This window comes from Rhizobium terrae, from assembly GCF_003425685.1.
In the GTDB taxonomy this organism is placed as follows: Bacteria; Pseudomonadota; Alphaproteobacteria; order Rhizobiales; family Rhizobiaceae; genus Neorhizobium; species Neorhizobium terrae.
The window spans coordinates 82,912-105,558 of the sequence record NZ_QJKM01000010.1 but is presented as its reverse complement, the minus strand read 5'-3'; the positions used below and the strand labels follow the sequence as shown (position 1 = coordinate 105,558).

39 protein-coding genes and 1 pseudogene are annotated in these 22,647 nt (G+C 60.8%); 34 read left to right on the top strand and 6 right to left on the bottom strand.

Translation table 11 applies throughout. From position 1 onward, the window contains the following. Nucleotides 1-12: 12 nt before the first annotated feature. The 30 genes and pseudogenes from rplC to DMO26_RS34185 all read left to right on the top strand — a co-directional run bounded on the left by rplC (nucleotide 13) and on the right by DMO26_RS34185 (nucleotide 15,890). On the top strand, nucleotides 13-654 hold the full coding sequence (gene rplC, locus DMO26_RS19595; protein WP_117193862.1) for a 50S ribosomal protein L3: 642 nt from the start codon (nucleotides 13-15) through the stop codon (nucleotides 652-654). Between the two features lie 14 nt (nucleotides 655-668). Next, nucleotides 669-1,289 carry a 50S ribosomal protein L4 gene (gene rplD / locus DMO26_RS19590; RefSeq protein WP_117193861.1) on the top strand — a complete coding sequence of 207 codons (621 nt, stop codon included), beginning with the start codon at nucleotides 669-671 and terminating at the stop codon, nucleotides 1,287-1,289. After that, nucleotides 1,286-1,579: a 50S ribosomal protein L23 gene (locus DMO26_RS19585; protein WP_046792692.1), complete on the top strand. Its 294-nt coding sequence runs from the start codon at nucleotides 1,286-1,288 to the stop codon at nucleotides 1,577-1,579. The genes rplD and DMO26_RS19585 overlap by 4 nt, the downstream gene beginning before the upstream one ends. 11 nt (nucleotides 1,580-1,590) lie before the next feature. Beyond that, nucleotides 1,591-2,427, top strand: coding sequence for a 50S ribosomal protein L2 (gene rplB, locus DMO26_RS19580; RefSeq protein WP_117193860.1), 837 nt, complete (start codon nucleotides 1,591-1,593; stop codon nucleotides 2,425-2,427). Nucleotides 2,428-2,442: 15 nt separating this feature from the next. After that, nucleotides 2,443-2,721 (top strand): 30S ribosomal protein S19, encoded by a 279-nt coding sequence (rpsS, locus tag DMO26_RS19575; protein ID WP_117193859.1) that lies wholly within the window; start codon nucleotides 2,443-2,445, stop codon nucleotides 2,719-2,721. Between the two features lie 2 nt (nucleotides 2,722-2,723). Continuing rightward, a complete protein-coding gene (rplV, locus tag DMO26_RS19570) occupies nucleotides 2,724-3,113 on the top strand; it encodes a 50S ribosomal protein L22 (protein ID WP_117193858.1) in 390 nt (129 codons plus the stop codon). Beyond that, the gene (rpsC, locus tag DMO26_RS19565; RefSeq protein ID WP_117193857.1) at nucleotides 3,113-3,877 is read left to right on the top strand and encodes a 30S ribosomal protein S3; all 765 of its coding nucleotides are present in this window, start codon (nucleotides 3,113-3,115) and stop codon (nucleotides 3,875-3,877) included. Before rplV ends, rpsC begins: the two co-directional genes overlap by 1 nt. A 38-nt stretch (nucleotides 3,878-3,915) precedes the next feature. Continuing rightward, complete coding sequence (rplP, locus tag DMO26_RS19560) at nucleotides 3,916-4,329, top strand: 50S ribosomal protein L16 (protein ID WP_007770145.1); 414 nt, start codon at nucleotides 3,916-3,918, stop codon at nucleotides 4,327-4,329. Nucleotides 4,330-4,341: 12 nt separating this feature from the next. Further along, nucleotides 4,342-4,542 (top strand): 50S ribosomal protein L29, encoded by a 201-nt coding sequence (gene rpmC / locus DMO26_RS19555; protein ID WP_037151107.1) that lies wholly within the window; start codon nucleotides 4,342-4,344, stop codon nucleotides 4,540-4,542. A gap of 11 nt (nucleotides 4,543-4,553) precedes the next feature. Continuing rightward, a complete protein-coding gene (gene rpsQ, locus DMO26_RS19550; protein WP_046792687.1) occupies nucleotides 4,554-4,790 on the top strand; it encodes a 30S ribosomal protein S17 in 237 nt (78 codons plus the stop codon). 247 nt (nucleotides 4,791-5,037) lie between these two features. Then, nucleotides 5,038-5,406 carry a 50S ribosomal protein L14 gene (gene rplN / locus DMO26_RS19545; protein WP_007770138.1) on the top strand — a complete coding sequence of 123 codons (369 nt, stop codon included), beginning with the start codon at nucleotides 5,038-5,040 and terminating at the stop codon, nucleotides 5,404-5,406. A gap of 12 nt (nucleotides 5,407-5,418) precedes the next feature. After that, nucleotides 5,419-5,727 carry a 50S ribosomal protein L24 gene (gene rplX / locus DMO26_RS19540; protein WP_117193856.1) on the top strand — a complete coding sequence of 103 codons (309 nt, stop codon included), beginning with the start codon at nucleotides 5,419-5,421 and terminating at the stop codon, nucleotides 5,725-5,727. Beyond that, the gene (gene rplE, locus DMO26_RS19535) at nucleotides 5,720-6,277 is read left to right on the top strand and encodes a 50S ribosomal protein L5 (RefSeq protein WP_117193855.1); all 558 of its coding nucleotides are present in this window, start codon (nucleotides 5,720-5,722) and stop codon (nucleotides 6,275-6,277) included. The genes rplX and rplE overlap by 8 nt, the downstream gene beginning before the upstream one ends. A 33-nt stretch (nucleotides 6,278-6,310) precedes the next feature. Further along, entirely contained in the window at nucleotides 6,311-6,616 is a 306-nt protein-coding gene (gene rpsN / locus DMO26_RS19530; RefSeq protein ID WP_117193854.1) for a 30S ribosomal protein S14, read from the top strand. A 12-nt stretch (nucleotides 6,617-6,628) separates the two neighbouring features. Next, nucleotides 6,629-7,027, top strand: coding sequence for a 30S ribosomal protein S8 (gene rpsH / locus DMO26_RS19525; protein WP_117193853.1), 399 nt, complete (start codon nucleotides 6,629-6,631; stop codon nucleotides 7,025-7,027). 43 nt (nucleotides 7,028-7,070) lie between these two features. Beyond that, nucleotides 7,071-7,604 carry a 50S ribosomal protein L6 gene (gene rplF, locus DMO26_RS19520; protein WP_117193852.1) on the top strand — a complete coding sequence of 178 codons (534 nt, stop codon included), beginning with the start codon at nucleotides 7,071-7,073 and terminating at the stop codon, nucleotides 7,602-7,604. A gap of 12 nt (nucleotides 7,605-7,616) precedes the next feature. Continuing rightward, on the top strand, nucleotides 7,617-7,979 hold the full coding sequence (rplR, locus tag DMO26_RS19515) for a 50S ribosomal protein L18 (RefSeq protein ID WP_117193851.1): 363 nt from the start codon (nucleotides 7,617-7,619) through the stop codon (nucleotides 7,977-7,979). A 153-nt stretch (nucleotides 7,980-8,132) separates the two neighbouring features. After that, on the top strand, nucleotides 8,133-8,702 hold the full coding sequence (rpsE, locus tag DMO26_RS19510) for a 30S ribosomal protein S5 (protein WP_117193850.1): 570 nt from the start codon (nucleotides 8,133-8,135) through the stop codon (nucleotides 8,700-8,702). Between the two features lie 14 nt (nucleotides 8,703-8,716). After that, a complete protein-coding gene (rpmD, locus tag DMO26_RS19505; RefSeq protein WP_117193849.1) occupies nucleotides 8,717-8,926 on the top strand; it encodes a 50S ribosomal protein L30 in 210 nt (69 codons plus the stop codon). A gap of 16 nt (nucleotides 8,927-8,942) precedes the next feature. Beyond that, nucleotides 8,943-9,422, top strand: a complete 480-nt coding sequence (gene rplO / locus DMO26_RS19500) for a 50S ribosomal protein L15 (protein ID WP_117193848.1) — start codon at nucleotides 8,943-8,945, stop codon at nucleotides 9,420-9,422. Nucleotides 9,423-9,656: 234 nt separating this feature from the next. Continuing rightward, a complete protein-coding gene (secY, locus tag DMO26_RS19495; RefSeq protein ID WP_117193847.1) occupies nucleotides 9,657-10,997 on the top strand; it encodes a preprotein translocase subunit SecY in 1,341 nt (446 codons plus the stop codon). Beyond that, nucleotides 10,994-11,644, top strand: coding sequence for an adenylate kinase (locus tag DMO26_RS19490; RefSeq protein WP_117193846.1), 651 nt, complete (start codon nucleotides 10,994-10,996; stop codon nucleotides 11,642-11,644). Before secY ends, DMO26_RS19490 begins: the two co-directional genes overlap by 4 nt. A gap of 295 nt (nucleotides 11,645-11,939) precedes the next feature. Then, a complete protein-coding gene (gene rpsM / locus DMO26_RS19485; protein WP_084367386.1) occupies nucleotides 11,940-12,308 on the top strand; it encodes a 30S ribosomal protein S13 in 369 nt (122 codons plus the stop codon). Between the two features lie 132 nt (nucleotides 12,309-12,440). After that, nucleotides 12,441-12,830, top strand: coding sequence for a 30S ribosomal protein S11 (gene rpsK / locus DMO26_RS19480; RefSeq protein ID WP_007766864.1), 390 nt, complete (start codon nucleotides 12,441-12,443; stop codon nucleotides 12,828-12,830). A 217-nt stretch (nucleotides 12,831-13,047) separates the two neighbouring features. Next, nucleotides 13,048-14,058, top strand: coding sequence for a DNA-directed RNA polymerase subunit alpha (locus tag DMO26_RS19470; protein ID WP_117193844.1), 1,011 nt, complete (start codon nucleotides 13,048-13,050; stop codon nucleotides 14,056-14,058). Nucleotides 14,059-14,160: 102 nt separating this feature from the next. After that, a complete protein-coding gene (rplQ, locus tag DMO26_RS19465; protein ID WP_117193843.1) occupies nucleotides 14,161-14,586 on the top strand; it encodes a 50S ribosomal protein L17 in 426 nt (141 codons plus the stop codon). Nucleotides 14,587-14,764: 178 nt separating this feature from the next. Continuing rightward, nucleotides 14,765-14,905, top strand: a complete 141-nt coding sequence (locus tag DMO26_RS19460) for a hypothetical protein (RefSeq protein WP_319025406.1) — start codon at nucleotides 14,765-14,767, stop codon at nucleotides 14,903-14,905. Next, a complete protein-coding gene (locus DMO26_RS35105; RefSeq protein ID WP_404947070.1) occupies nucleotides 14,860-14,973 on the top strand; it encodes a YgaP-like transmembrane domain in 114 nt (37 codons plus the stop codon). Before DMO26_RS19460 ends, DMO26_RS35105 begins: the two co-directional genes overlap by 46 nt. Next, nucleotides 14,966-15,484 (top strand): RNA polymerase sigma factor, encoded by a 519-nt coding sequence (locus DMO26_RS19455; protein WP_117193842.1) that lies wholly within the window; start codon nucleotides 14,966-14,968, stop codon nucleotides 15,482-15,484. The genes DMO26_RS35105 and DMO26_RS19455 overlap by 8 nt, the downstream gene beginning before the upstream one ends. Before the next feature lie 29 nt (nucleotides 15,485-15,513). Then, nucleotides 15,514-15,890 (top strand): annotated as a pseudogene (locus DMO26_RS34185) (ribosomal maturation YjgA family protein). Nucleotides 15,891-15,893: 3 nt separating this feature from the next. Here the strand turns inward: DMO26_RS34185 and msrQ are convergent. Then, the gene (gene msrQ, locus DMO26_RS19445; RefSeq protein WP_117194008.1) at nucleotides 15,894-16,544 is read right to left on the bottom strand and encodes a protein-methionine-sulfoxide reductase heme-binding subunit MsrQ; all 651 of its coding nucleotides are present in this window, start codon (nucleotides 16,542-16,544) and stop codon (nucleotides 15,894-15,896) included. 8 nt (nucleotides 16,545-16,552) lie between these two features. Next, a complete protein-coding gene (msrP, locus tag DMO26_RS19440) occupies nucleotides 16,553-17,497 on the bottom strand; it encodes a protein-methionine-sulfoxide reductase catalytic subunit MsrP (RefSeq protein ID WP_117193841.1) in 945 nt (314 codons plus the stop codon). A gap of 206 nt (nucleotides 17,498-17,703) precedes the next feature. On the opposite strand from msrP, the gene DMO26_RS19435 reads away from it, so the two are divergent. From DMO26_RS19435 to DMO26_RS19420, 4 genes are all read left to right on the top strand, one after another. Continuing rightward, on the top strand, nucleotides 17,704-18,111 hold the full coding sequence (locus DMO26_RS19435) for a DUF4112 domain-containing protein (RefSeq protein ID WP_117193840.1): 408 nt from the start codon (nucleotides 17,704-17,706) through the stop codon (nucleotides 18,109-18,111). 158 nt (nucleotides 18,112-18,269) lie between these two features. Then, complete coding sequence (gene ilvD, locus DMO26_RS19430) at nucleotides 18,270-20,105, top strand: dihydroxy-acid dehydratase (RefSeq protein ID WP_117193839.1); 1,836 nt, start codon at nucleotides 18,270-18,272, stop codon at nucleotides 20,103-20,105. Nucleotides 20,106-20,197: 92 nt separating this feature from the next. Then, nucleotides 20,198-20,422: a DUF433 domain-containing protein gene (locus DMO26_RS19425; RefSeq protein ID WP_117193838.1), complete on the top strand. Its 225-nt coding sequence runs from the start codon at nucleotides 20,198-20,200 to the stop codon at nucleotides 20,420-20,422. Beyond that, the gene (locus tag DMO26_RS19420) at nucleotides 20,422-20,700 is read left to right on the top strand and encodes a DUF5615 family PIN-like protein (RefSeq protein ID WP_205421243.1); all 279 of its coding nucleotides are present in this window, start codon (nucleotides 20,422-20,424) and stop codon (nucleotides 20,698-20,700) included. Before DMO26_RS19425 ends, DMO26_RS19420 begins: the two co-directional genes overlap by 1 nt. A 150-nt stretch (nucleotides 20,701-20,850) precedes the next feature. Here DMO26_RS19420 and DMO26_RS19415 read toward each other — a convergent pair whose 3' ends face one another. The 4 genes from DMO26_RS19415 to DMO26_RS19400 are packed head-to-tail and all read right to left on the bottom strand — an operon-like array spanning nucleotide 20,851 to nucleotide 22,593. Further along, a complete protein-coding gene (locus DMO26_RS19415; RefSeq protein WP_117193837.1) occupies nucleotides 20,851-21,285 on the bottom strand; it encodes a hypothetical protein in 435 nt (144 codons plus the stop codon). 25 nt (nucleotides 21,286-21,310) lie between these two features. After that, nucleotides 21,311-21,766, bottom strand: coding sequence for a MarR family winged helix-turn-helix transcriptional regulator (locus DMO26_RS19410; protein ID WP_117193836.1), 456 nt, complete (start codon nucleotides 21,764-21,766; stop codon nucleotides 21,311-21,313). A 48-nt stretch (nucleotides 21,767-21,814) separates the two neighbouring features. Further along, a complete protein-coding gene (locus tag DMO26_RS19405; protein ID WP_117193835.1) occupies nucleotides 21,815-22,177 on the bottom strand; it encodes a lysozyme inhibitor LprI family protein in 363 nt (120 codons plus the stop codon). A gap of 20 nt (nucleotides 22,178-22,197) precedes the next feature. Continuing rightward, complete coding sequence (locus DMO26_RS19400) at nucleotides 22,198-22,593, bottom strand: YkvA family protein (protein WP_117193834.1); 396 nt, start codon at nucleotides 22,591-22,593, stop codon at nucleotides 22,198-22,200. Nucleotides 22,594-22,647 lie beyond the last annotated feature (54 nt).

Below are 22,647 nucleotides of genomic sequence, written 5' to 3'. Positions count from 1 at the left end.
AGGATTGAACCGATGCGTTCAGGTGTAATTGCACAGAAGGTGGGAATGACCCGCGTCTACAACGACGCCGGCGAGCATATCCCGGTCACCGTATTGCGGCTGGAGAATTGCCAGGTCGTTGCGCACCGCACTGTCGAGAAGAACGGTTATACCGCTCTTCAGTTGGGTGCGGGCACGGCCAAGGTGAAGAACACCTCCAAGGCTGAGCGCGGCAGCTTTGCCGTCGCCAATGTCGAGCCTAAGGCGAAGCTCGTCGAGTTTCGCGTTTCCGAAGACAACATGATCGAGGTCGGCACCGAGCTGAAGGCAGGCCATTTTTCGGCCGGCCAGCTGGTCGACGTGACCGGTACCACGATCGGTAAGGGTTTCGCCGGCGCCATGAAGCGCCACAACTTCGGTGGTCTGCGCGCCACGCACGGTGTGTCCGTTTCGCACCGTTCGCATGGTTCGACTGGTAACAACCAGGATCCGGGCCGCGTCTGGAAGGGCAAGCGCATGGCTGGTCACATGGGCCAGACTCGCGTCACCACCCAGAATCTCGAAGTCGTCTCCACCGATGAAGGCCGCGGCCTGATCCTCGTCAAGGGTGCCGTTCCCGGCTCCAAGGGCGCCTGGATCGTCGTTCGCGACGCCGTCAAGTCGGCCGCGAAGTAAGGGAGCCAGCTACAATGGAATTCAACGTCAAGACCCTCGAAGGCAAAGACGCTGGCAAGGTTTCCCTGTCGGACGCGATCTTCGGCCTCGATCCGCGCGAGGATATCCTCGCCCGCATGGTCCGCTACCAGCTCGCCAAGAAGCAGCAGGGCACGCACCAGACGCTCACCCGCGGCGAAGTTTCCCGCACGGGCGCCAAGATGTACAAGCAGAAGGGTACGGGCCGCGCTCGTCACCATTCGGCTCGCGCTCCGCAGTTCCGCGGCGGTGGCAAGGCTCACGGTCCGGTTACCCGCAGCCACGAGCACGACCTTCCGAAGAAGGTTCGCGCCCTTGCCCTGCGTCACGCGCTGTCGGCCAAGATGAAGTCCGAGGACATCATCATCGTCGACGACCTGGTCGCTGCGGAAGCAAAGACCAAGGCGCTCGCCGGTACGTTCGCGTCGCTCGGCCTCACCAATGCGCTCGTCATCGGCGGTGCTGAGCTCGACAACAACTTCAAGCTCGCAGCCCAGAACATCCCGAACGTGGACGTTCTGCCGGTCCAGGGCATCAATGTTTACGACATCCTGCGCCGCGGCAAGCTCGTTCTGTCCAAGGCTGCTGTGGAAGCTCTAGAGGAGCGTTTCAAGTGACCGATCTTCGCCACTATGATGTGATCGTATCCCCCTCGATCACCGAAAAGTCGACGCTGGTATCCGAACAGAACCAGGTCGTCTTCAATGTTGCCAAGACTGCTTCCAAGCCGGAAATCAAGGCTGCCGTGGAAGCGCTCTTCGGTGTGAAGGTCACTGCCGTCAATACGCTGGTCCGCAAGGGCAAGGTGAAGCGCTTCCGCGGCTTCATCGGTAAGCAGAAGGACGTCAAGAAGGCTGTCGTCACCCTGGCCGAAGGTCAGACGATCGACGTCTCCACCGGTCTTTGAGGTAAAGTACAATGGCATTGAAAAGCTACAATCCGACGACTCCGAGCCAGCGCCAGCTGGTCATCGTCGACCGCTCGGGCCTCTGGAAGGGCAAGCCGGTCAAGGCGCTGACGGAAGGTCTCACCAAGAGCGGCGGCCGCAACAACCTCGGCCGCATCACCGCCCGGTTTATCGGCGGCGGTCACAAGCGTACCTATCGCCTGGTCGACTTCAAGCGTCGCAAGTTCGACGTTGAAGGCACGGTCGAGCGTTTGGAATATGACCCGAACCGCACCGCCTTCATTGCGCTCGTCACCTACACGGACGGCGAACAGGCCTACATCCTCGCTCCGCAGCGCCTCGCTGCCGGCGACAAGGTCATCGCTTCCGACAAGGCCGTTGACGTAAAGCCCGGCAACACCATGCCGCTACAGTTCATCCCGGTCGGCTCCATCGTCCACAACGTGGAAATGAAGCCGGGCAAGGGTGGTCAGATCGCACGTTCTGCCGGCACCTATGTCCAGCTCGTCGGGCGCGACCAGGGCATGGCGATCCTTCGCCTCAACTCCGGCGAGCAGCGCCTGGTGCACGCGTCTTGCCTTGCAACGGTCGGTGCTGTATCGAACCCGGACCATGGCAACATCAACGACGGCAAGGCCGGTCGTACCGTCTGGCGCGGCAAGCGTCCGCATAACCGCGGCGTCGTCATGAACCCGGTCGACCATCCGCACGGCGGTGGTGAAGGCCGCACCTCGGGTGGCCGTCATCCGGTTACCCCGTGGGGCAAGCCGACCAAGGGCAAGCGCACTCGTTCGAACAAGTCGACCGACAAGTTCATCATGCGCTCGCGCCATCAGCGCAAGAAGTAAGAGAGGAAGTCACTAATGGCTCGTTCAGTATGGAAAGGTCCGTTTGTTGACGGCTATCTTCTCAAGAAGGCTGAGAAGGTGCGCGAAGGCGGACGCAATGAAGTGATCAAGATGTGGACCCGTCGGTCCACGATCCTGCCGCAGTTCGTCGGCCTGACGTTCGGTGTCTACAACGGCAGCAAGCACATTCCGGTCAGCGTCAACGAAGACATGGTCGGACACAAGTTCGGTGAATTCGCTCCCACCCGTACCTATTACGGTCACGGCGCGGACAAGAAGGCGAAGAGGAAGTAACCATGGCGAAGGCTAAGACCGAACGCCGGCTGAAGGACAACGAGGCGCAGGCAGTTGCGCGTACGCTCCGTGTCAGCCCCCAGAAGCTGAACCTCGTTGCCGCCATGATCCGCGGCAAGAAGGTCGAACGCGCGCTCGCCGAGCTGGAATTCTCGCGCAAGCGCATCGCTGGCACGGTGAAGAAGACGCTTGAGTCCGCAATCGCCAATGCCGAAAACAACCATGACCTCGACGTCGACGCGCTGATCGTATCGGAAGCATACGTCGGCAAATCCATCGTCATGAAGCGTTTCCACGCTCGCGGTCGCGGCCGCGCTTCCCGCATCGAGAAGCCGTTCGCGCATCTGACGATCGTCGTCCGCGAAGTCGAGGAAAAAGGGGAGGCCGCATAATGGGCCAGAAAATTAATCCGATCGGTTTCCGCCTCGGCATCAACCGTACCTGGGACAGCCGCTGGTTCGCCGACAATGCCGAATACGGCCAGCTCCTCCACGAGGACCTGAAGATCCGTGCATATCTCATGCAGGAACTGAAGCAGGCTGGCATCGCCAAGGTGGTCATCGAGCGTCCGCACAAGAAGTGCCGCGTCACGATCCACTCGGCTCGTCCGGGTCTCATCATCGGCAAGAAGGGCGCCGACATCGAAAAGCTCCGCAAGAAGCTTTCCGAAATGACGCGTTCGGAAACGCACCTCAACATCGTCGAAGTGCGCAAGCCCGAAATCGACTCGACGCTCGTCGCCCAGTCGATCGCCCAGCAGCTCGAACGCCGCGTGGCTTTCCGCCGTGCGATGAAGCGTGCCGTTCAGTCGGCCATGCGTCTCGGCGCCGAAGGCATCAAGATCACCTGCGCCGGCCGTCTCGGCGGCGCGGAAATCGCCCGTACCGAATGGTATCGTGAAGGCCGCGTTCCACTTCACACGCTGCGCGCCGACATCGACTACGGCACGGCCGAAGCCGAAACCGCTTTCGGCATCTGCGGCATCAAGGTCTGGATCTTCAAGGGCGAAATCCTTGAGCACGACCCGATGGCCTCGGAGCGTCGCGCGATGGAAGGCGATGCCCAGGGTCCGGCAAGCCGTGACCGTGATCGCGGCGACCGTGGTGATCGCGGTGACCGCGGTGACCGTGGCGATCGTCGTCGCGAAAACGCTTGATCAACGCTGGCGAAAGATAAGCTCGGAGAAGTAAGAAAATGTTGCAGCCAAAGCGTACCAAGTACCGCAAGCAGTTCAAAGGTCGCATCAAGGGTGTGGCCAAGGGCGGCTTCGATCTGGCCTTCGGCGAATTCGGCCTGAAGTCCCAGGAACCCAACCGCGTCAACGCCCGCGAGATCGAGGCGGCCCGCCGCGCGATCACACGTGCCATGAAGCGCGCCGGTCGCGTCTGGATCCGCGTGTTCCCGGACGTTCCGGTCACCGCCAAGCCGACCGAAGTGCGTATGGGTAAAGGTAAGGGCGGCGTCGAATACTGGGCATGCAAGGTCAAGCCCGGTCGTATGATGTTCGAGATCGACGGTGTTTCCGAGGAGCTCGCTCGCGAAGCGTTGCGCCTCGGTGCCGCCAAGCTCTCGGTCAAGACGCGCTTCGTTCAGCGCATCGCAGAGTAAGGAGAAGGCACGATGAAAGCCGAAGACGTTCGCGGCCTCACGGCCGACCAGCTCAAGGACAAGCTCGCCGACCTCAAGAAGGAGCAGTTCAACCTGCGCTTCCAGAAGGCCACCGGTCAGCTGGAGAAGTCCTCGCGCATCAACGAAGTTCGCAAGGACATCGCCCGCGTGAAAACCATTGCCCGCCAGAAGGCGGCAGAAGCCAAGGCCTAAGGAAGAATAATATGCCGAAACGCATTCTGCAGGGCGTAGTCGTTTCCGACAAGAACGAGAAGACCGTTGTTGTCCGGGTAGAGCGCCGCTTCGCGCATCCGCTGCTTCAGAAGACGGTCCGCCGTTCGAAGAAGTACAAGGCGCATGATGAAAACAACCAGTACAAGGTTGGTGACGTGGTTTCCATCGAGGAATGCGCGCCGATCTCCAAGGACAAGCGCTGGACGGTTATCGCCGCCCAGGCTTGATTGACTAGATTCTCCGCCGGGTGGGGGCTTTGGCCCTTGCGTCCGGCGGAGAATCCTGTATGAAGCACGCCACTGGCGTCGAACGCTCGGAAACGAGCGTTCTTTTGCTTTGAGCGCAGGGAAGGTCCTATCTCGGGAAACCACCTTGGCAAGACCCCACCCGCGCACATCGAAATTCTGTCCATAAGCCGGCTCCGAGCGTTTTTGACGCCCGGTCGCTCCGGTCATTAGAAAAAGGCGACCTGACATGATTCAGATGCAAACAAACCTCGATGTGGCGGACAATTCCGGCGCACGTCGTGTCATGTGCATCAAGGTGCTGGGCGGCTCCAAGCGCAAATACGCTTCGATCGGCGATATCATCGTCGTTTCGATCAAGGAAGCGATCCCGCGCGGCCGCGTCAAGAAGGGCGACGTGATGAAGGCGGTTGTCGTGCGTACCGCCAAGGACATCCGTCGTCCGGACGGCAGCGTCATCCGCTTCGACAACAACGCGGCGGTCCTCATCGACAACAAGAAAGAGCCGATCGGCACCCGTATCTTCGGACCGGTTCCGCGCGAACTCCGCGCCAAGAACCACATGAAGATCATCTCGCTGGCTCCGGAAGTACTGTAAGGAGCTCATGCGATGAACAAGATCAAGAAGGGCGACAACGTCGTCGTATTGACCGGCAAGGACAAGGGCCGCACCGGCGAAGTCCTCCAGGTCCTGCCGAAGGAAGACCGTGCCGTTGTTCGCGGCATCAACATGGTGAAGCGCCACCAGCGTCAGTCTCAGACGCAGGAAGCCGGCATCATCAACAAGGAAGCATCCATTCACCTGTCGAACATCGCGATCGTCGCGAAGGATGGCAAGCCGACCCGCGTCGGTTTCTCCGTCGTCGACGGCAAGAAGGTGCGTGTGGCCAAGCGTACGGGAGATGTGATCGATGGCTGAGGCAAAGTATGAGCCGCGGCTCAAGCAGGAATATGTTTCCCGCATCCGCGCCGCGCTGAAGGAGCAGTTCTCCTATTCCAACGAGATGATGATCCCCAAGCTGGAAAAGATCGTCATCAACATGGGTGTGGGCGAAGCGACCGCCGACTCCAAGAAGCCCACCGTGGCTGCTGCCGACCTCGCAGCGATCGCTGGCCAGAAGCCGGTCATCACGCGCGCCCGCAACTCGATCGCAGGCTTCAAGGTCCGCGAAAACATGCCGATCGGCGCGAAGGTCACGCTGCGCGGCGCCCGCATGTATGAATTCATGGACCGTCTGATCAACATCGCGCTTCCGCGTGTTCGCGACTTCCGCGGCCTGAATCCGAAGTCCTTCGATGGCCGTGGCAACTTCGCCATGGGCCTCAAGGAACACATTGTGTTCCCGGAGATCAACTACGACAAGGTTGATCAGATGTGGGGCATGGACATCATCGTTTGCACGACGGCTACCACCGACGACGAAGCACGGGCTCTTCTGAAAGAGTTCAACTTCCCGTTCCGTCAGTAACCGTAACGACGAGCGTTAAAAAGGAACTCCGATATGGCGAAAACCAGCGCAGTTGAAAAGAACAAGCGCCGCCGCAAGACCGTCGCCAACCAGGCCGCCAAGCGCGCAGCCCTGAAGGCGACCATCATGAACCAGGAACTTCCGATCGAAGAACGGTTCAAGGCAACCCTGAAGCTCGCTTCGCTGTCGCGCGACGGCTCGAAGACGCGTATCCGCAACCGTTGCGAAGTCACCGGTCGCCCGCGCGCCTTCTACCGCAAGCTCAAGATGTCGCGTATCGCGCTTCGCGAGCTGGGCAATCTCGGCAAGGTGCCGGGCATCGTCAAGTCGAGCTGGTAAGGAGATCGTTAGATGACCATGACTGATCCCCTGGGCGATATGCTCACCCGTATCCGCAACGGTGCCGCACGCCGCAAGTCGACCGTGACCACGCCTGCTTCCAAGCTGCGTGCCCGCGTTCTCGACGTCTTGCAGGCTGAAGGCTACATCCGCGGTTATTCCGAGATCGACTACGGTAACGGCAAGGCCGAGATCGAAATCGAACTCAAGTACTATGAAGGCGCGTCGGTGATCCGTGAGATCGGCCGCGTGTCGAAGCCGGGCCGCCGGGTCTATGTCTCGGTCAAGTCCATTCCGCAGGTCGCGAACGGCCTCGGCATCACCATCCTTTCGACCCCGAAGGGCGTGATGGCCGATCACCAGGCTCGCGAACAGAACGTAGGCGGCGAGGTTCTCTGCTCGGTCTTCTAAGATCGGGCAGGGGAACTCCATAACGAACAGACAGGATTGAAACATGTCTCGTATCGGTAAAAAGGCCGTCCCGGTTCCAGCAGGTGTGACGGCGACCGTCGATGGCCAGAAGGTGACCGCGAAGGGCCCGAAGGGCGAGCTCTTTTTCGTCGCAAACGACGAAATCAAGCTTGAATTCAAGGACAATGCGGTTTCGGTGACCCCGGCCAACCAGACCAAGGATGCTCGTTCGAAGTGGGGCATGTCCCGCACGATGATCGAGAACATCTTCAAGGGCGTCAAGGAAGGTTTCGAGCGCAAGCTCGAGATCAACGGCGTCGGTTACCGCGCGTCCATGCAGGGCAAGAACCTGCAGCTGGCTCTCGGTTTCAGCCACGACGTGGTCTACCAGACCCCGGAAGGCATCACCATTGCCGTGCCGAAGCCGACGGAAATCGTCGTCACCGGCATCAATAAGCAGCAGGTCGGTCAGGTAGCCGCGGAAATCCGCGAATACCGCGGTCCCGAGCCCTACAAGGGCAAAGGCGTCAAGTACGCCGAGGAACGGATCGTCCGCAAGGAAGGCAAGAAGAAGTAAGGACGCGGCATCATGGCTACCAGAAAAGAAGCACTCACCAAGCGTGCGAGCCGTGTTCGCCGCCAGATCAAGAAGGTCGCCAATGGCCGTCCGCGTCTGTCGGTTCATCGCTCGTCCAAGAATATCTACGCCCAGATCATCGACGACGTCGCCGGCCGCACGCTTGCTGCCGCGTCTACGCTCGATGCAGGCCTGCGCTCGTCCCTGAAGACCGGTGCTGACGTTGCGGCTGCTGCCGCCGTCGGCAAGCTGGTTGCGGAACGCGCGGAGAAGGCCGGTGTGAAGGAAGTCGTGTTCGACCGCGGCGCCTTCATCTATCACGGCCGCATCAAGGCGCTCGCCGAAGCTGCCCGCGAAGGCGGTCTGAGCTTCTAAGAAATTTCGCCCGGTCTGCCCGAAGAGGGGAGGCCGGGCGAATTGCGGTTCGCCGCACCCCATAAGTCGTTCCATTCCCCTCTCTGTTGAAGAGGAGATGGTTGGCTCCCGGAAACAGCCCGTTGCACCCGGAAAAGAAAAAGGAAAAGGACAATGGCACAGGAAAGAAGAGGCCAGCGCGAAGACCGCCAGGCCCGCGAAGAGCGCGATAGCGAATTCGTCGACAAGCTGGTCGCGATCAACCGCGTCGCCAAGGTCGTCAAGGGCGGCCGTCGTTTCGGTTTCGCAGCCCTCGTCGTCGTCGGCGATCAGAAGGGCCGCGTCGGCTTCGGCCATGGCAAGGCACGCGAAGTGCCGGAAGCCATCCGCAAGGCGACCGAAAGCGCCAAGCGCGATCTGATCTTCGTACCGCTGCGCGACGGCCGTACGCTGCATCACGACGTCAACGGCCGTCACGGTGCCGGCAAGGTTCTGCTGCGCTCGGCCAAGGCCGGTACCGGCATCATCGCCGGCGGCCCGATGCGCGCCGTATTCGAAACCCTCGGCGTCCATGACGTCGTCGCCAAGTCGACCGGTTCGTCGAACCCGTACAACATGGTTCGCGCCACGTTCGACGCTCTGAAGCACCAGGTGCATCCGAAGGACGTAGCAGCCCAGCGTGGCATCAAGTATGCAACGCTTCAGGCTCGCCGCGCCGCTTCCGGCAATGCGTCGGAAGAATAAGAGGAGTCTGATCCATGGCTAAGGCTACGCAGAAGACTGAAGCAAAGACGGTGACCGTTCAGCAGATCGGCTCGCCCATCCGCCGCCCGGACGTACAGCGCCAGACGCTGATCGGTCTCGGCCTCAACAAGATGCACCGGACCCGCACTCTGGAAGATACCCCTTCCGTTCGTGGCATGATCCGGGCTGTCCAGCATCTCGTTCGCGTCGTCGACGAGAAGTGAGACGGAGGAATTGACCATGAAACTGAATGAGATCAAGGACAACGAAGGCTCTTCGAAGGACCGTATCCGCGTCGGTCGCGGCATCGGCTCCGGCAAGGGCAAGACCGGTGGTCGCGGCGTCAAGGGTCAGAAGGCCCGTTCCGGCGTTGCGATCAAGGGCTTCGAAGGCGGCCAGATGCCGATCTATCGTCGCCTGCCGAAGCGCGGCTTCAACAACATCTTCGCGTCCGACTACGTCACCGTTTCGCTCGGCCGTATCCAGACTGCGATCGATGCCAAGAAGCTCGACCCCAAGGCCACGATCGATGCTGCAGCGCTCAAGGCTGCCGGCGTCATCCGTCGCCCGAAGGACGGCGTGCGCGTTCTCGCCGACGGCGAACTGACCGCGAAGGTTTCGATCGAAGTCGCCGGTGCCTCCAAGGCTGCCGTCGAGAAGATCGAAAAGGCCGGCGGTTCGGTGAAGCTGCTGGTCGTGGCGGAAGCCACCGCTGAATAAATCGTTTAGAATCGCCCGGTTTGAACTTCACACCGGGCGATTTTATCTCCATATGTGAGCCTCACGATCCCGAAGCGATCCTGTTGGTCGCCTGGCCGGGATCATACGGAAAACAGGGTGAGGCATCCGGTTGCTCTCGCAATCTCCGCGCCCGGTTTTTTGAACCAGAATTTTTGACTGCTTTCCGGGTTTGGCTTTCCCCGCCGCCGGAGAATTGGTCAGGCGGAGAATTGCATGGCTTCTGCAGCGGAACAACTTGCCTCCAATTTGAATTTTTCCACCTTCGCCAAGGCGGAGGACCTGAAGAAGCGTCTGTGGTTCACCCTCGCGGCACTTCTCGTTTATCGTCTCGGCACGCATATTCCGCTTCCGGGGTTGAACCCAGAGGCCTATGCCCAAGCCTTCCGCGGCCAGGCCGGCGGCATCCTCGGACTTTTCAATATGTTTTCGGGCGGCGCGGTCGAGCGAATGGCGATTTTCGCGCTCGGCATCATGCCTTATATTTCCGCGTCGATCATCGTCCAGCTCATGACCTCGGTCGTCCCCTCGCTTGAAAACCTCAAGAAGGAAGGCGAGGCGGGCCGCAAGATCATCAACCAGTATACCCGTTACGGCACCGTCCTGCTCGGTACGCTGCAGGCCTATGGCATCGCGGCCGGCCTTGAGAGTGGCAACGGGCTGGTGCTGGATCCGGGCTGGTTCTTCAAGCTTTCGACAGTCGTGACGCTGCTCGGCGGCACCATGTTCCTGATGTGGCTCGGTGAGCAGATCACTTCGCGCGGCATCGGCAACGGCATTTCGCTGATCATCTTCGCAGGTATCGCCGCAGGTCTTCCGACCGCGCTCGCCGGTACGCTGGAACTCGGCCGAACGGGCGCGCTCCCGACCGCGCTGATTCTCACCGTCATCGTTGTCGCGATCGGCGTCATCGCGCTCATCGTCTTCGTCGAACGCGCCCAGCGCCGGTTGTTGATCCAGTATCCAAAGCGCCAGGTCGGCAACCGCATGTTCCAGGGCGATACGTCGCACCTGCCGCTGAAGCTCAACACCTCGGGCGTCATCCCGGCGATCTTCGCCTCGTCGCTGCTGCTTCTGCCGGCCACTGCCGCGGGCTTTGCCGGCAATGCCGGGCTGCCGGACTGGGCGACGATGATCATCTCGGCGCTCGGCCACGGCCAGCCGCTGTTCATGCTGCTCTACGGCCTGCTGATCGCCTTCTTCGCCTTCTTCTACACGGCGATCGTCTTCAATCCCAAGGACACGGCCGACAATCTGAAGAAGCATGGCGGCTTCATTCCGGGCATTCGTCCGGGCGAGCGCACCGCCGAATATATTGATTATGTGCTGACCCGCATCACGGTCATCGGCGCGATCTACCTTGTCTTCGTCTGCATTCTGCCGGAGTTCCTGGTCGCCCGCACGGGCGTGCCATTAGCCCTTGGTGGTACTTCGCTTTTGATCGTTGTCAGTGTAACCCTCGATACGGTAGCACAGATCCAGGGGCACCTCATTGCGCAGCAGTATGAGGGTCTGATCAAGAAGTCGAAACTGCGCGGAGGAAAGAGGGGACGATGAGATTGATACTTTTGGGGCCGCCGGGCGCGGGTAAGGGGACCCAGGCCCAGCGGATCGTGGAGAAGCACGGCATCCCGCAGCTCTCCACCGGCGACATGTTGCGCGCCGCGGTGGCGGCTGAGACGGAAGTCGGCAAGCGCGCCAAGGCCGTCATGGACGCCGGCAACCTCGTCTCCGACGAGATCGTCAATGCGATTATCTCCGAGCGGATCGACCAGCCCGATTGCGCCAACGGCTTTATCCTCGACGGTTTTCCGCGCACCCTGGCGCAGGCGGATGCGACCGAGGCGATGCTGAAGGCCAAAGGCCTCGATCTCTCCGTCGTCATCGAACTGCGTGTCGACGACAAGGAACTGGTCCGCCGTGTATCCGGTCGTTATTCCTGCGCCCAGTGCGGCACGACCTATCACGACACTGACAAGAAGCCTTCGAAGGAAGGCGTCTGCGACAAGTGCGGCTCGACTCATTTCAAGCGCCGTCCCGACGACAACGCCGAGACCATGACCAAGCGTCTCGAAGTCTACTACAAGGAAACCTCGCCGCTGATCGGCTATTACCATGCCAAGGGCAAGCTGAAGGTCGTCGACGGCATGGCCGAGATGGACAAGGTTACGGCCGACATCGAAAAGATCCTGGCGGCTCTCTGAGCATGTCTCCCAAGGCGGGAACCGGTTTTGGGACAAAGACATGCGCAAAAGCAGATCCGTCATCGATCTGTTAAAGAATCTCGGGCTGAGCGGTTGCATTTCCGCGCTGATTCCGTTAAACACCGCGCCAACTCGCGACAGCTTTGAGCGATCGGCGCGGATTTCCCGATGAGGACATCCGGGACCGGTCGTTTTGACCTGTTCCGTATGACGTTTGAACTGGCGGCCTGGTGAGGCTGCTTTCATGAAAGAAGTACCACTTGCTGGATGGCAACTGGAACGAAGGAGAATAGGCGTGGCACGTATCGCTGGCGTCAACATCCCGACTGCGAAGCGCGTTGTCATCGCGCTGACCTACATTCACGGGATCGGCCCGAAATTCGCACAGGAAATCATGGAGAAGGTCGGTCTTCCGGCTGAGAAGCGCGTCCATCAGCTGACGGACTCGGAAATCCTGCAGATCCGCGAAACCATCGACCGCGACTATCAGGTCGAAGGTGATCTTCGTCGCGAAACCGCGATGAACATCAAGCGCCTGATGGACCTTGGCTGCTACCGCGGCCTGCGTCATCGCCGCGGCCTGCCGGTCCGCGGTCAGCGCACGCACACCAACGCCCGCACCCGCAAGGGTCCGGCCAAGGCGATCGCCGGTAAGAAGAAGTAATTTGAGGGGCGAATAGGGAGTAGCGAATAGCGAATAGATGTTTCTTCTATTCGCTACCAACTATTCGCTATTGGCTTCTTCAGGTGGAGCCGCTGGAATTACGGCGGTGCAGAGATCAACGAAAGGGATAATATGGCCAAGGAAGCCACCCGCGTTCGCCGCCGCGAGCGCAAAAACATCACGTCGGGCGTCGCCCACGTCAATTCTACCTTCAACAACACGATGATCACCATCACCGACGCGCAGGGTAATGCGATTGCCTGGTCGTCCGCCGGTGCGAAGGGCTTCAAGGGTTCGCGCAAGTCGACCCCGTTCGCGGCCCAGATCGCTGCTGAAGACTGCGCCAAGAAGGCTCAGGAGCATGGCATGAAGTCGCTGGAAGTCGAAGTCTGCGGTCCGGGTTCCGGCCGTGAATCGGCTCTGCGCGCTCTGCAGGCTGCAGGCTTCATGATCACGTCGATCCGCGACGTGACCCCGATCCCGCACAACGGCTGCCGTCCGCGCAAGAAGCGCCGCGTCTGATCGTCGGATCTGCAGGGGCCGCTAGCTTCACGTGAAGAAGTGGGCGGTTTCTCTATTGAACCGGGGCATAGCCGCCTGATCCTCCGCCGGAGGTTCGGCGGCTTTACCCATATAGCCGATGAACATCATCGTTCGATGAAGGATGGTGTTCCGCTCGGTGTTCCTCATGCTCGGTTGCCACGATTGGATGGTGGCAACGAACGGAAGGTAGTTAGTCATGATCCAGAAGAACTGGCAGGAACTGATCAAGCCGAACAAGGTGGAATTCTCCTCCTCCGGCCGTACCAAGGTAACGCTTGTTGCCGAACCTCTCGAGCGCGGCTTCGGCCTGACGCTCGGCAACGCGCTTCGTCGCGTGCTTCTGTCGTCTCTGCGAGGCGCGGCTGTCACCGCCGTGCAGATCGACGGCGTATTGCATGAATTCTCGTCCATCCCCGGCGTCCGGGAAGATGTGACCGACATCGTGCTCAACATCAAGGAAATCGCCATCAAGATGGATGGCGACGATGCAAAGCGCATGGTCGTGCGCAAGCAGGGTCCGGGCTCGGTCACCGCCGGTGACATCCAGACGGTCGGCGATATCGAGATCCTCAACCCCGACCACGTGATCTGCACCCTCGACGAGGGCGCCGAGATCCGCATGGAATTCACGGTCAACAACGGCAAGGGCTATGTTCCGGCCGAGCGTAACCGTGCCGAAGACGCTCCGATCGGTCTCATCCCGGTCGACAGCCTCTATTCGCCGGTCAAGAAAGTGTCCTACAAGGTGGAAAACACCCGCGAAGGCCAGGTTCTCGACTACGACAAGCTGACCATGACCATCGAGACCGATGGCTCGGTCACGGGTGAAGACGCCGTAGCCTTCGCCGCTCGTATCCTTCAGGACCAGCTCTCGGTCTTCGTCAACTTCGACGAGCCGCAGAAGGACGTCGAAGAAGAATCGGTTACCGAACTCGCGTTCAACCCGGCGCTTCTCAAGAAGGTGGACGAACTGGAACTTTCGGTCCGTTCGGCCAACTGCCTGAAGAACGACAACATCGTCTACATCGGCGATCTCATCCAGAAGACCGAGGCGGAAATGCTGCGCACTCCGAATTTCGGTCGCAAGTCGCTGAACGAGATCAAGGAAGTTCTGGCATCCATGGGCCTCCATCTGGGCATGGAAGTTCCCGCCTGGCCGCCGGAAAACATCGAAGATCTCGCCAAGCGATACGAAGACCAGTATTAACCACCGCAGCATTTCCAGGCGAAGTGTCACCGCTTCGCCATCCGGAAATGCGACAGCCAATTTAGACTGCAGGCGGATGCCTGCAAGTAAAGGAGAACAGAGATGCGCCACCAGAAAGCCGGCCGCAAGCTCAACCGCACCGCAAGCCACCGCAAGGCGATGTTCGCCAACATGGCTGCTTCGCTCATTACCCATGAGCAGATCGTAACCACGCTGCCGAAGGCGAAGGAAATCCGTCCGATCGTCGAGAAGCTCGTCACGCTCGGCAAGCGCGGCGACCTGCACGCTCGTCGTCAGGCGATCTCGCAGATCCAGGACCAGGACGCCGTCCGCAAGCTGTTCGACTCGATCGCTTCGCGTTACGCAAACCGCAACGGCGGTTACCTGCGTATCATGAAGGCCGGTTTCCGCCATGGCGATAACGCTGCCATGGCCGTCATTGAGTTCGTCGAGCGCGATGTCGACGCCAAGGGCGCTGCCGACAAGGCCCGTGTCGCCGCCGAAGCCGAAGCTGCCGAAGCCGCTTGATTGATCCGCATTGCGGATTTGAAGAAGCCGGGTGGAAATGCCCGGCTTTTTTGTGTTTCGGCGGTCACTGAACGAAGCGGCTAGCCAAAGAATCTTTCGCCCGGTGAATCCTTTTGCGAAAGGGCGGCCTCTTATCTGTGAAGGCAATGAGCCTTTGACCGGATAAGGAGGATTGGACATGTTCTACCGCAAGAATATCGGATCGGTGCAGCAGGTGCTGCGGATTGGCGTGGGCTTGCCACATGCGTCGCAAGTTTCGCTTATTTCCAGGGATTGGCCGCGTGGGCGATCTGCGCGGGTGGGGCGGTTTTCGCGCTGACCGGCATTGTCGGTTATTGCCCGATATGCACAGTCGCGGGATTGGTCTCCGGAAAACGTCATGACTAGCCGAGCAGTATCCACCGAATTGTTCGAAGCGGCCCAGCTTGGCGATCGGCAGGCGCTGCTCAATGTGCTGGAGCAGGCCCAACCGGATATCCGGCGATATGCGAGGACGGCCTGCCGTACTGCCGCGGATGCGGAAGATGCGGCACAGGAAGCGCTCTGGCTGCTGTTTCGCCATGTTGGGACCATCCGTGCGCTGGCCGCGTTACCTGCGTGGTTGTTCAGCGTCGTCCGGCGGGAATGTCTGCGTCTGGTGCGTCGGGCGGGTCTTGTCACGACGATCGAGCTGGAGAGTGACGACCTCCTCCAAGATAGGCCCGAAACGGATCTACGCCTCGACCTCGCTGCAGCTTTCGAGGCGCTGCCGGCACAGCTAAGAGAGATCGCGGTGCTGCGCGATTTCCGAGAAATGACGATAGACGAGATTTCCCGTTCGACCGGCCTCTCGCGCCAGGCGGTAAAAGCACGGCTTCACCGCGCCCGTGTCCTGCTCAGGGAGTATCTCCTGCGGTAGTGCTCTCGGATGATGCGACGAGATCGCTTATTGTCGGCCGAGTGATAGCCGCAGCCTTGGTGAGAGCGGCCGGCCTCACGCTACGGCGGTTCGGCTACGATCTCGGCCTGTCGTTTCCTGTCGTAAAATACGGCGGCTCGGTCCTCTGGGGCGCGATGGTCTATCTGCTGTTTGCCTCGCTGCTGGGCCGATCGAGGCGCGGATTGATCCTGCCGGTGCGTTCGTTATTGCGATCGGGGTCGAGCTCCTCCGCCTCTACCATACGCCTTGGCTGGATGAATTCCGTTTGACGACGCCGGGCGCATTATTTCTCGGACGGATATTCTCCCCCTGGAATATTATTGCTTTCGTTGGCATTGCTGCTGCGGTCCTCGCGGAGCGCCTTGTGATTGCCGTCCGCCGATGATGATCACGCCTGCGACCGTGCGGGCCTAGCTTCCGAACGCTTACCGCGCTTCCAATCCAGAATAGGCCGCCTGACCGCCCGATAGGTGACGAGCAGCACGATCAGCGCCACATGGACGAACGGCACCAGCGTCACCGACTTGACGGCGAGCACATAGTGGATCGCCCCGCCGACTGCAATCACGTAGATCAGCTTGTGCAGCCGGTTCCAGGCCTGGGCGAGCTTGCGGATCGACCAGTTGTTGGACGTCGCCGCCAGCGGGATCAGGAGCAACAGACAGGCAAAACCGATGGTGATATAGGGACGCTTGGCGATATCGCCCCAGACTGCGCCGAAATTGAACCGCAGGTCGAGCGAGACATAGACCGCGAAATGGATCAGCACGTAATAGAAGGTGAGCAGCCCGAGCGCCCGGCGGTAACGCATCCAGTTGATGCCGGCCAGATCGCGCAGCGGCGTGATCGCCAATGTGGCGATGACGAAGCGCAGCGCCCAGATGCCGAGCGCGTGTTCGAATTCCTTGACCGGATTGAAGCCGAGTCCTCCGGTCAGTCCGAGATAGAAATACCAGACCGCCGGGCAGAGCCCGATCGCATAAAGCGCCCAGACGCTGGCCCTGTGGTAGCGCCGGGGAAGGGTTGGCAGGGCGGGGATGGAAAGCATCAGTAGTTCGCTTTCAGGTCGAGGCCGTCATAGAGGCTCGCCACCTGGTCCGCGTAACCGTTGAAGGGCAATGTTGGACGGCGGTTGGAGCCGAAGAAGCCGCCTTCGCCGATCCGCTGTTCCGTCGCCTGGCTCCAGCGCGGATGGTCGACGGCCGGATTGACGTTGGAATAAAAGCCGTATTCCCGGGCATTGGCGTTTTTCCAGGTCGTCTCCGGCTGCTTCTCGACGAGCGAGATCCTGACGATCGACTTGATGCTCTTGAACCCGTATTTCCACGGCACCACGAGCCGGATCGGCGCGCCGTTGGCGTTGGGCAGCGTCTCGCCATAAAGCCCGACCGCCAGAATGGTCAGCGGATGTCGCGCTTCGTCGAGGCGAAGCCCTTCGATATAGGGCCAGGGCAGCGGCTGGAAGAAACCCTTCTGGCCGGGCATCTCCTCCGGCCGCACCACGGTTTCGAAGGCGACGTACTTGGCGCTGCCGAGCGGATCGACCTTGTCGAGGAGTGCCGAAAGCGGGAAGCCGATCCACGGGATCACCATCGACCAGCCCTCGACGCAGCGCATCCGGTAGGTTCGGTCCTCGAGCGGCAGTTTGAGCAGTTCCTCGAGCCCGAATTCTGCGGCTTTGCCCACCATGCCCTCGACCTTCACCGACCAAGGCGTCGGTTTGAAGTCGCCGGAATTGGCGGCCGGGTCTTCCTTGTTGACCCCGAATTCGTAGAAATTGTTGTAGGTGGTCACCGCTTCCTTCGGCGTCAGCTTCTCGTCGAGCTTATAGATGCTGGGGCTCGACGCCAGCGGCGCGGCGAAGGCCTCGCCCACACCTGTCATGGCCAGACCGGCGGCAGCGGCTGCTCCCATGAAATGCCGGCGCGATAGGTAGATGTCCCGAGGGGTGATCTCGGAGGCTGGAATATGCGGCGGACGATAGGCGGGCATGATGAATCTCCTCTGGGCAGATACTGCCTTTTCTCCTCCATACGTACCGCCAAACCAAAAGGTTTCACAGCTTTGGAAATTGTTGCGGAGCCCACGTTTGCGTGAAAAATTCGTGCAATCCTTTGATGGAATAAACCGGCGAGGGAACCGCTGGCCTGCCTGCCTCATTTTCCATGCTCGAGACATTCGCGCCAAGGAGGTTATGGATGACGGACAATGCCTGGAACGTCGGATCGGCAGGCGCTTTCACGGATCGTGCCGAGAGATTGCGCCGCCTGCGCCGTCTATCCGGCATCGCGCGGCTGATGGACACGGCAATCGGCATTCCCGGCACCCGTATCCGCTTCGGCGCCGACTCCGTCTTCGGTCTCATTCCCGTCATTGGTGACGCCGGCGGCGCTTTGGTTGGTCTCTATATCGTCAACGAAGCCCGCCGCCTCGGCCTGCCGCCGGCGAAGCTCGTACAGATGCTCGGCAACATTGCTGCGGACTCCATCCTCGGCAGCGTGCCGCTCGCCGGCGACGTCTTCGACCTGTTCTTCAAGTCGCATCGCCGCAACGTCCGGATGATCCTTGACCATTTCGGGATAAATCCCGACGAACTGCGGCGGTGACGAGTTCGGGGGCTGGCAACCGTACCGCTTTGGCCTGTCGTGATAGTGACACGTTTTGCCGTTTGGGCTAGGAAAGCCGCAAAACCGGTGGTTTTTGCGCATGGTCCTGGAAAGGACTAGACTGCGCGAGGCCCGAACAAGAGATCGAGGACGACACCATGCCCGCTTACCGTTCCAGAACCACGACCCATGGCCGCAACATGGCGGGTGCACGCGGGCTCTGGCGCGCGACCGGCATGAAGGACAGCGATTTCGGCAAGCCGATCATCGCGGTGGTCAATTCCTTCACCCAGTTCGTACCCGGCCACGTGCACCTCAAGGATCTCGGCCAGCTGGTCGCCCGCGAGATCGAGGCCGCCGGCGGCGTCGCCAAGGAGTTCAACACCATCGCCGTCGACGACGGCATCGCCATGGGCCATGACGGCATGCTCTATTCGCTGCCGTCGCGCGAAATTATCGCGGACTCGGTCGAGTACATGGTCAACGCCCATTGCGCCGACGCCATGGTCTGCATCTCCAACTGCGACAAGATCACCCCCGGCATGCTGAATGCCGCGATGCGCCTCAACATTCCGGCCGTTTTCGTCTCCGGCGGCCCGATGGAAGCCGGCAAGGTCGTGCTGAAGGGCAAGACCCATGCGCTCGACCTGATCGATGCGATGGTCGCCGCTGCCGACGACAAGGTCTCCGACGAGGACGTCAAGGTCATCGAGCGTTCGGCCTGTCCGACCTGTGGTTCGTGCTCCGGCATGTTCACGGCCAACTCGATGAACTGCCTCACCGAAGCGCTCGGCCTGTCGTTGCCCGGCAACGGCTCGACGCTCGCCACCCATGCGGACCGCAAGCGCCTGTTCGTCGAGGCCGGCCACCTGATCGTCGATCTCGCCCGCCGTCATTACGAGCAGGAAGATTATAATGTCCTGCCGCGTTCGATCGCCACCAAGCAGGCCTTCGAGAACGCCATGTCGCTCGACATCGCCATGGGCGGCTCGACCAACACGGTGCTGCACATCCTTGCAGCCGCCTATGAAGGCGACATCGACTTCACCATGGACGATATCGACCGCCTGTCGCGCAAGGTGCCGTGCCTCTCGAAGGTGGCGCCCGCCAAGGCCGACGTGCACATGGAAGACGTCCATCGCGCCGGCGGCATCATGTCGATCCTCGGCGAGCTGGACAAGGGCGGCCTCCTGAACCGCGATTGCTACACCGTTCACGCCGAAACGCTGGGCGACGCCATCGACCGCTGGGACATCACCCGTACCAACAGCGAGACGGTCCGCAACTTCTTCAAGGCTGCTCCAGGCGGCATCCCGACCCAGGTGGCGTTCTCCCAGGAAGCCCGTTGGGACGATCTCGACACCGACCGTGTTGGCGGCGTCATCCGCTCCGTCGAACATCCGTTCTCGAAGGACGGCGGCCTCGCGGTCCTGAAGGGCAATATCGCGATTGACGGCTGCATCGTGAAGACGGCCGGCGTCGATGACTCGATCCTGAAGTTCACCGGCCCCGCCCGCGTCTTCGAAAGCCAGGATGCGGCGGTCAAGGCGATCCTCGCCAACGAGATCGTCGCCGGTGATGTCGTGGTCATCATCTACGAAGGCCCCAAGGGCGGTCCGGGCATGCAGGAAATGCTCTATCCGACGAGCTATCTGAAATCGAAGGGCCTTGGAAAGGCCTGCGCGCTGATCACCGACGGGCGCTTCTCGGGTGGCACGTCCGGCCTGTCGATCGGCCATTGCTCGCCGGAAGCGGCCAACGGCGGCACGATCGGTCTGGTCCGTGAAGGCGATACGATCGAGATCGATATCCCGAACCGCACGATCAACCTCAAGGTTTCGGAAACGGAACTCGCCGAACGCCGCAGAGAGCAGAACGCCGCCGGCTGGAAGCCGTCCGCTCCCCGCAAGCGCAATGTCACCACGGCGCTCAAGGCCTACGCCGCCTTCGCCGCCAGCGCCGACAAGGGCGCCGTGCGCATCCTGCCGGAATAAGGGCCTGCGGACTTGTTTGCCAAAAGGCGGCGGCGGGTTCTCCTGAAGCCGACTTGTGTTATTGTGGCTATAAGTTGCCGAAGGGACGCACGATGTCTGAGCTATATCGCATTACCTTTGACCCGCATATCTGTTCGGGGCGTCCGGTGATCCGCGGACTGCGGATCCGGGTGAAGGATATCTTGGAACTGTTGGCCTCCGGAGCGACCCCGGAAGAAATTCTCGAAGACTATCCATTGCTGGAGGCATCGGACATCCAGGCAGCGTTGGAATATGCCGCACGCCAGAGTGATCATGTCGTATTACGCGTTGCCTGATGCGTTTCCTGATCGATGCCCAACTGCCGCCGGCGCTTGCAATATGGCTTGTCGAGCAGGGACATGAAGCCCGGCACGTCATGGACTGCGGTTTGCAGTCGGCTTCCGATCGTCAGATATGGGATACCGCAGCAGCTCTGAATGCGGCGGTCGTCACCAAGGATGAAGATTTCGCTCAGCGCAGGGCAGTGACGGAATCCGGTCCTTCGATCGTTTGGGTCCGCCTGCCAAATTCGCGCCGACGCGATCTGCTGAATTGGTTCGAAGGCGCTGCCTGAAATCCTGAATGCCTTGGAGAACGGGGAGACGGTTGTAGAGGTTCTTTGACCAGCGGCTGTCGTTGTTCTCTGAATGCGAAATAGTCTGCCGATGGTGGATATTGAAAGGCCGCAGGGGAGACTCTCGCGGTTCTTCTCGTCAAAAGTTGCTCACGCACCAATCCTGCGCTTCAACCGCAACCCATCCCGAAAACTCATCCCCAGAAGCGAAATGTTGATCGCGCCGGCACAGAATTCGAGCGCCTGCACCGCGTGGAAGATCATGCCGAACTCGCCGGCCAGCGCCAACTGCCGCAGAACCAGCGCACAGGGAACAAGGATCAGCAGGCCGTTGAGCGCGATGAACGGCATGCGCCTCTTCTTGGCGCCGACGGCGGGGTGTTTCCATTTCGCTCCGAGGCGAAAGCCGCTGAAGCCGGTGAAGGCGATTGCCGGCACGAGCACCGTCAGTCCCCAGGGGATGGCCAGTTTGACGGCGCGGATCATGTCCGGATTACCGGAGATCTCGCTCGCAGCGGTCGATATCCAGAAGACGAGGGTTATCGCCAGCGCCAGTGTCCCGGCGACGGGGTGAAGGGTTCTCATCGATGTCGTCCTTTAAAGGCTTGGGTCAGTCGGGCAAGCGATTGTCGTCCAGCCCGGCGGCAAGCTGCTCCAGGCAGCCGATTGCGGTCGTCAGTCTTTCGGCATCCATTCCCTCCGCCAGTTTGGCGGCAAGCGCATTCCATTGCTGCATGATCCCGGCATAGGCCGTTTCGCCTTGTGCCGTGAGGCGGACGAGTTTCGCCCGCTTGTGATGCGGATTGTCTTCAAAGCCGATGATGCCCTGGCGCTCCAGTTCGTCGATCAGCCGTTGCACCCCCTGGCGCGTCAGGCCCATGTTCCGGGCGATCTGTGCGACGGTAAGTGGATGGCCGGCCAGCGCGATTGCCCCCATCACCTGCCAGCGGGCGCTGGAAAGGCCGAATGAAGCCGTCAACGCATCGCCCGCCGCGATCAGCGCGCCATTGGTGCGAAAGATCGTCAGGCTCAGGCTCGTGAGAAGTTCTGCTCTATCATGCTTCATGACAACATATTGTCGAAATGACAATTTGTTGTCAAATGACATTTCGACCTAAAGCGGCTGTGCGAGATCCTTGTAGGCCTCGTCCAGCTGCTTCATCCGCTCCGCATAGGCAGCCCGGATGCATTCCACGTCTTCGCCGCAGGTCTGGCGCTTTTTCAGCCAGGCGCTCTGTTCGTCGCGCAGCTTGTCGCGATTGCCCATCGCGACGAGGGTGGTCAGGATATCGAAGGTCGTCACCATTTTCACGTCGGCATCGTTGAGCGAACGGGTGTCGCAGATGACTTTCTCGTCCGCCGCAAGGTTGCCGCGGTCGCAATCGAAGCTCGCAGGCCAGGCGGTGCGGGGCAGGGCCGGGATGGCGAGGGCGGCGAGGAACCCGGTCAGGGCGGTGGCGGTGAGGATCGGTCTCATGCCTGCACTCCTTCGTGTCTTCACAGGGAGCCGGATCGGATCGCTCTCCAAAGGCTCCAGACAACGAAGATGAGGCAGCAAAGCCAGATGGCAAGGATGACGGCAAGGCCACCCCGGCTGGCGGGACGTTCCGCTTGGCGCGAGGCCTTTTCGCGAAACTCGCCCATCAGCGCCGCAGGCACCAGCCTGACCGCGAGCATGATGCCGAGCGGCACGATGACGAGATCGTCGAGATAGCCGAGGACCGGAATAAAGTCCGGGATGAGATCGACCGGCGACAGGGCATAGGCCGCGACCGCGCCGGCGACGAGCTTGGCATGCAGCGGCACGCGACGATCGCGGGCGGCGAGCCACAGCGCCACGATGTCCCGCTTCAGCGCTTTCGCCCATTGTTTCGCCTTTGTCAGTAGGCCCATTGGCGTCCTCTCAAGTGATCTCCTATATAATGCGAGGAACTGACTGATTTCCGC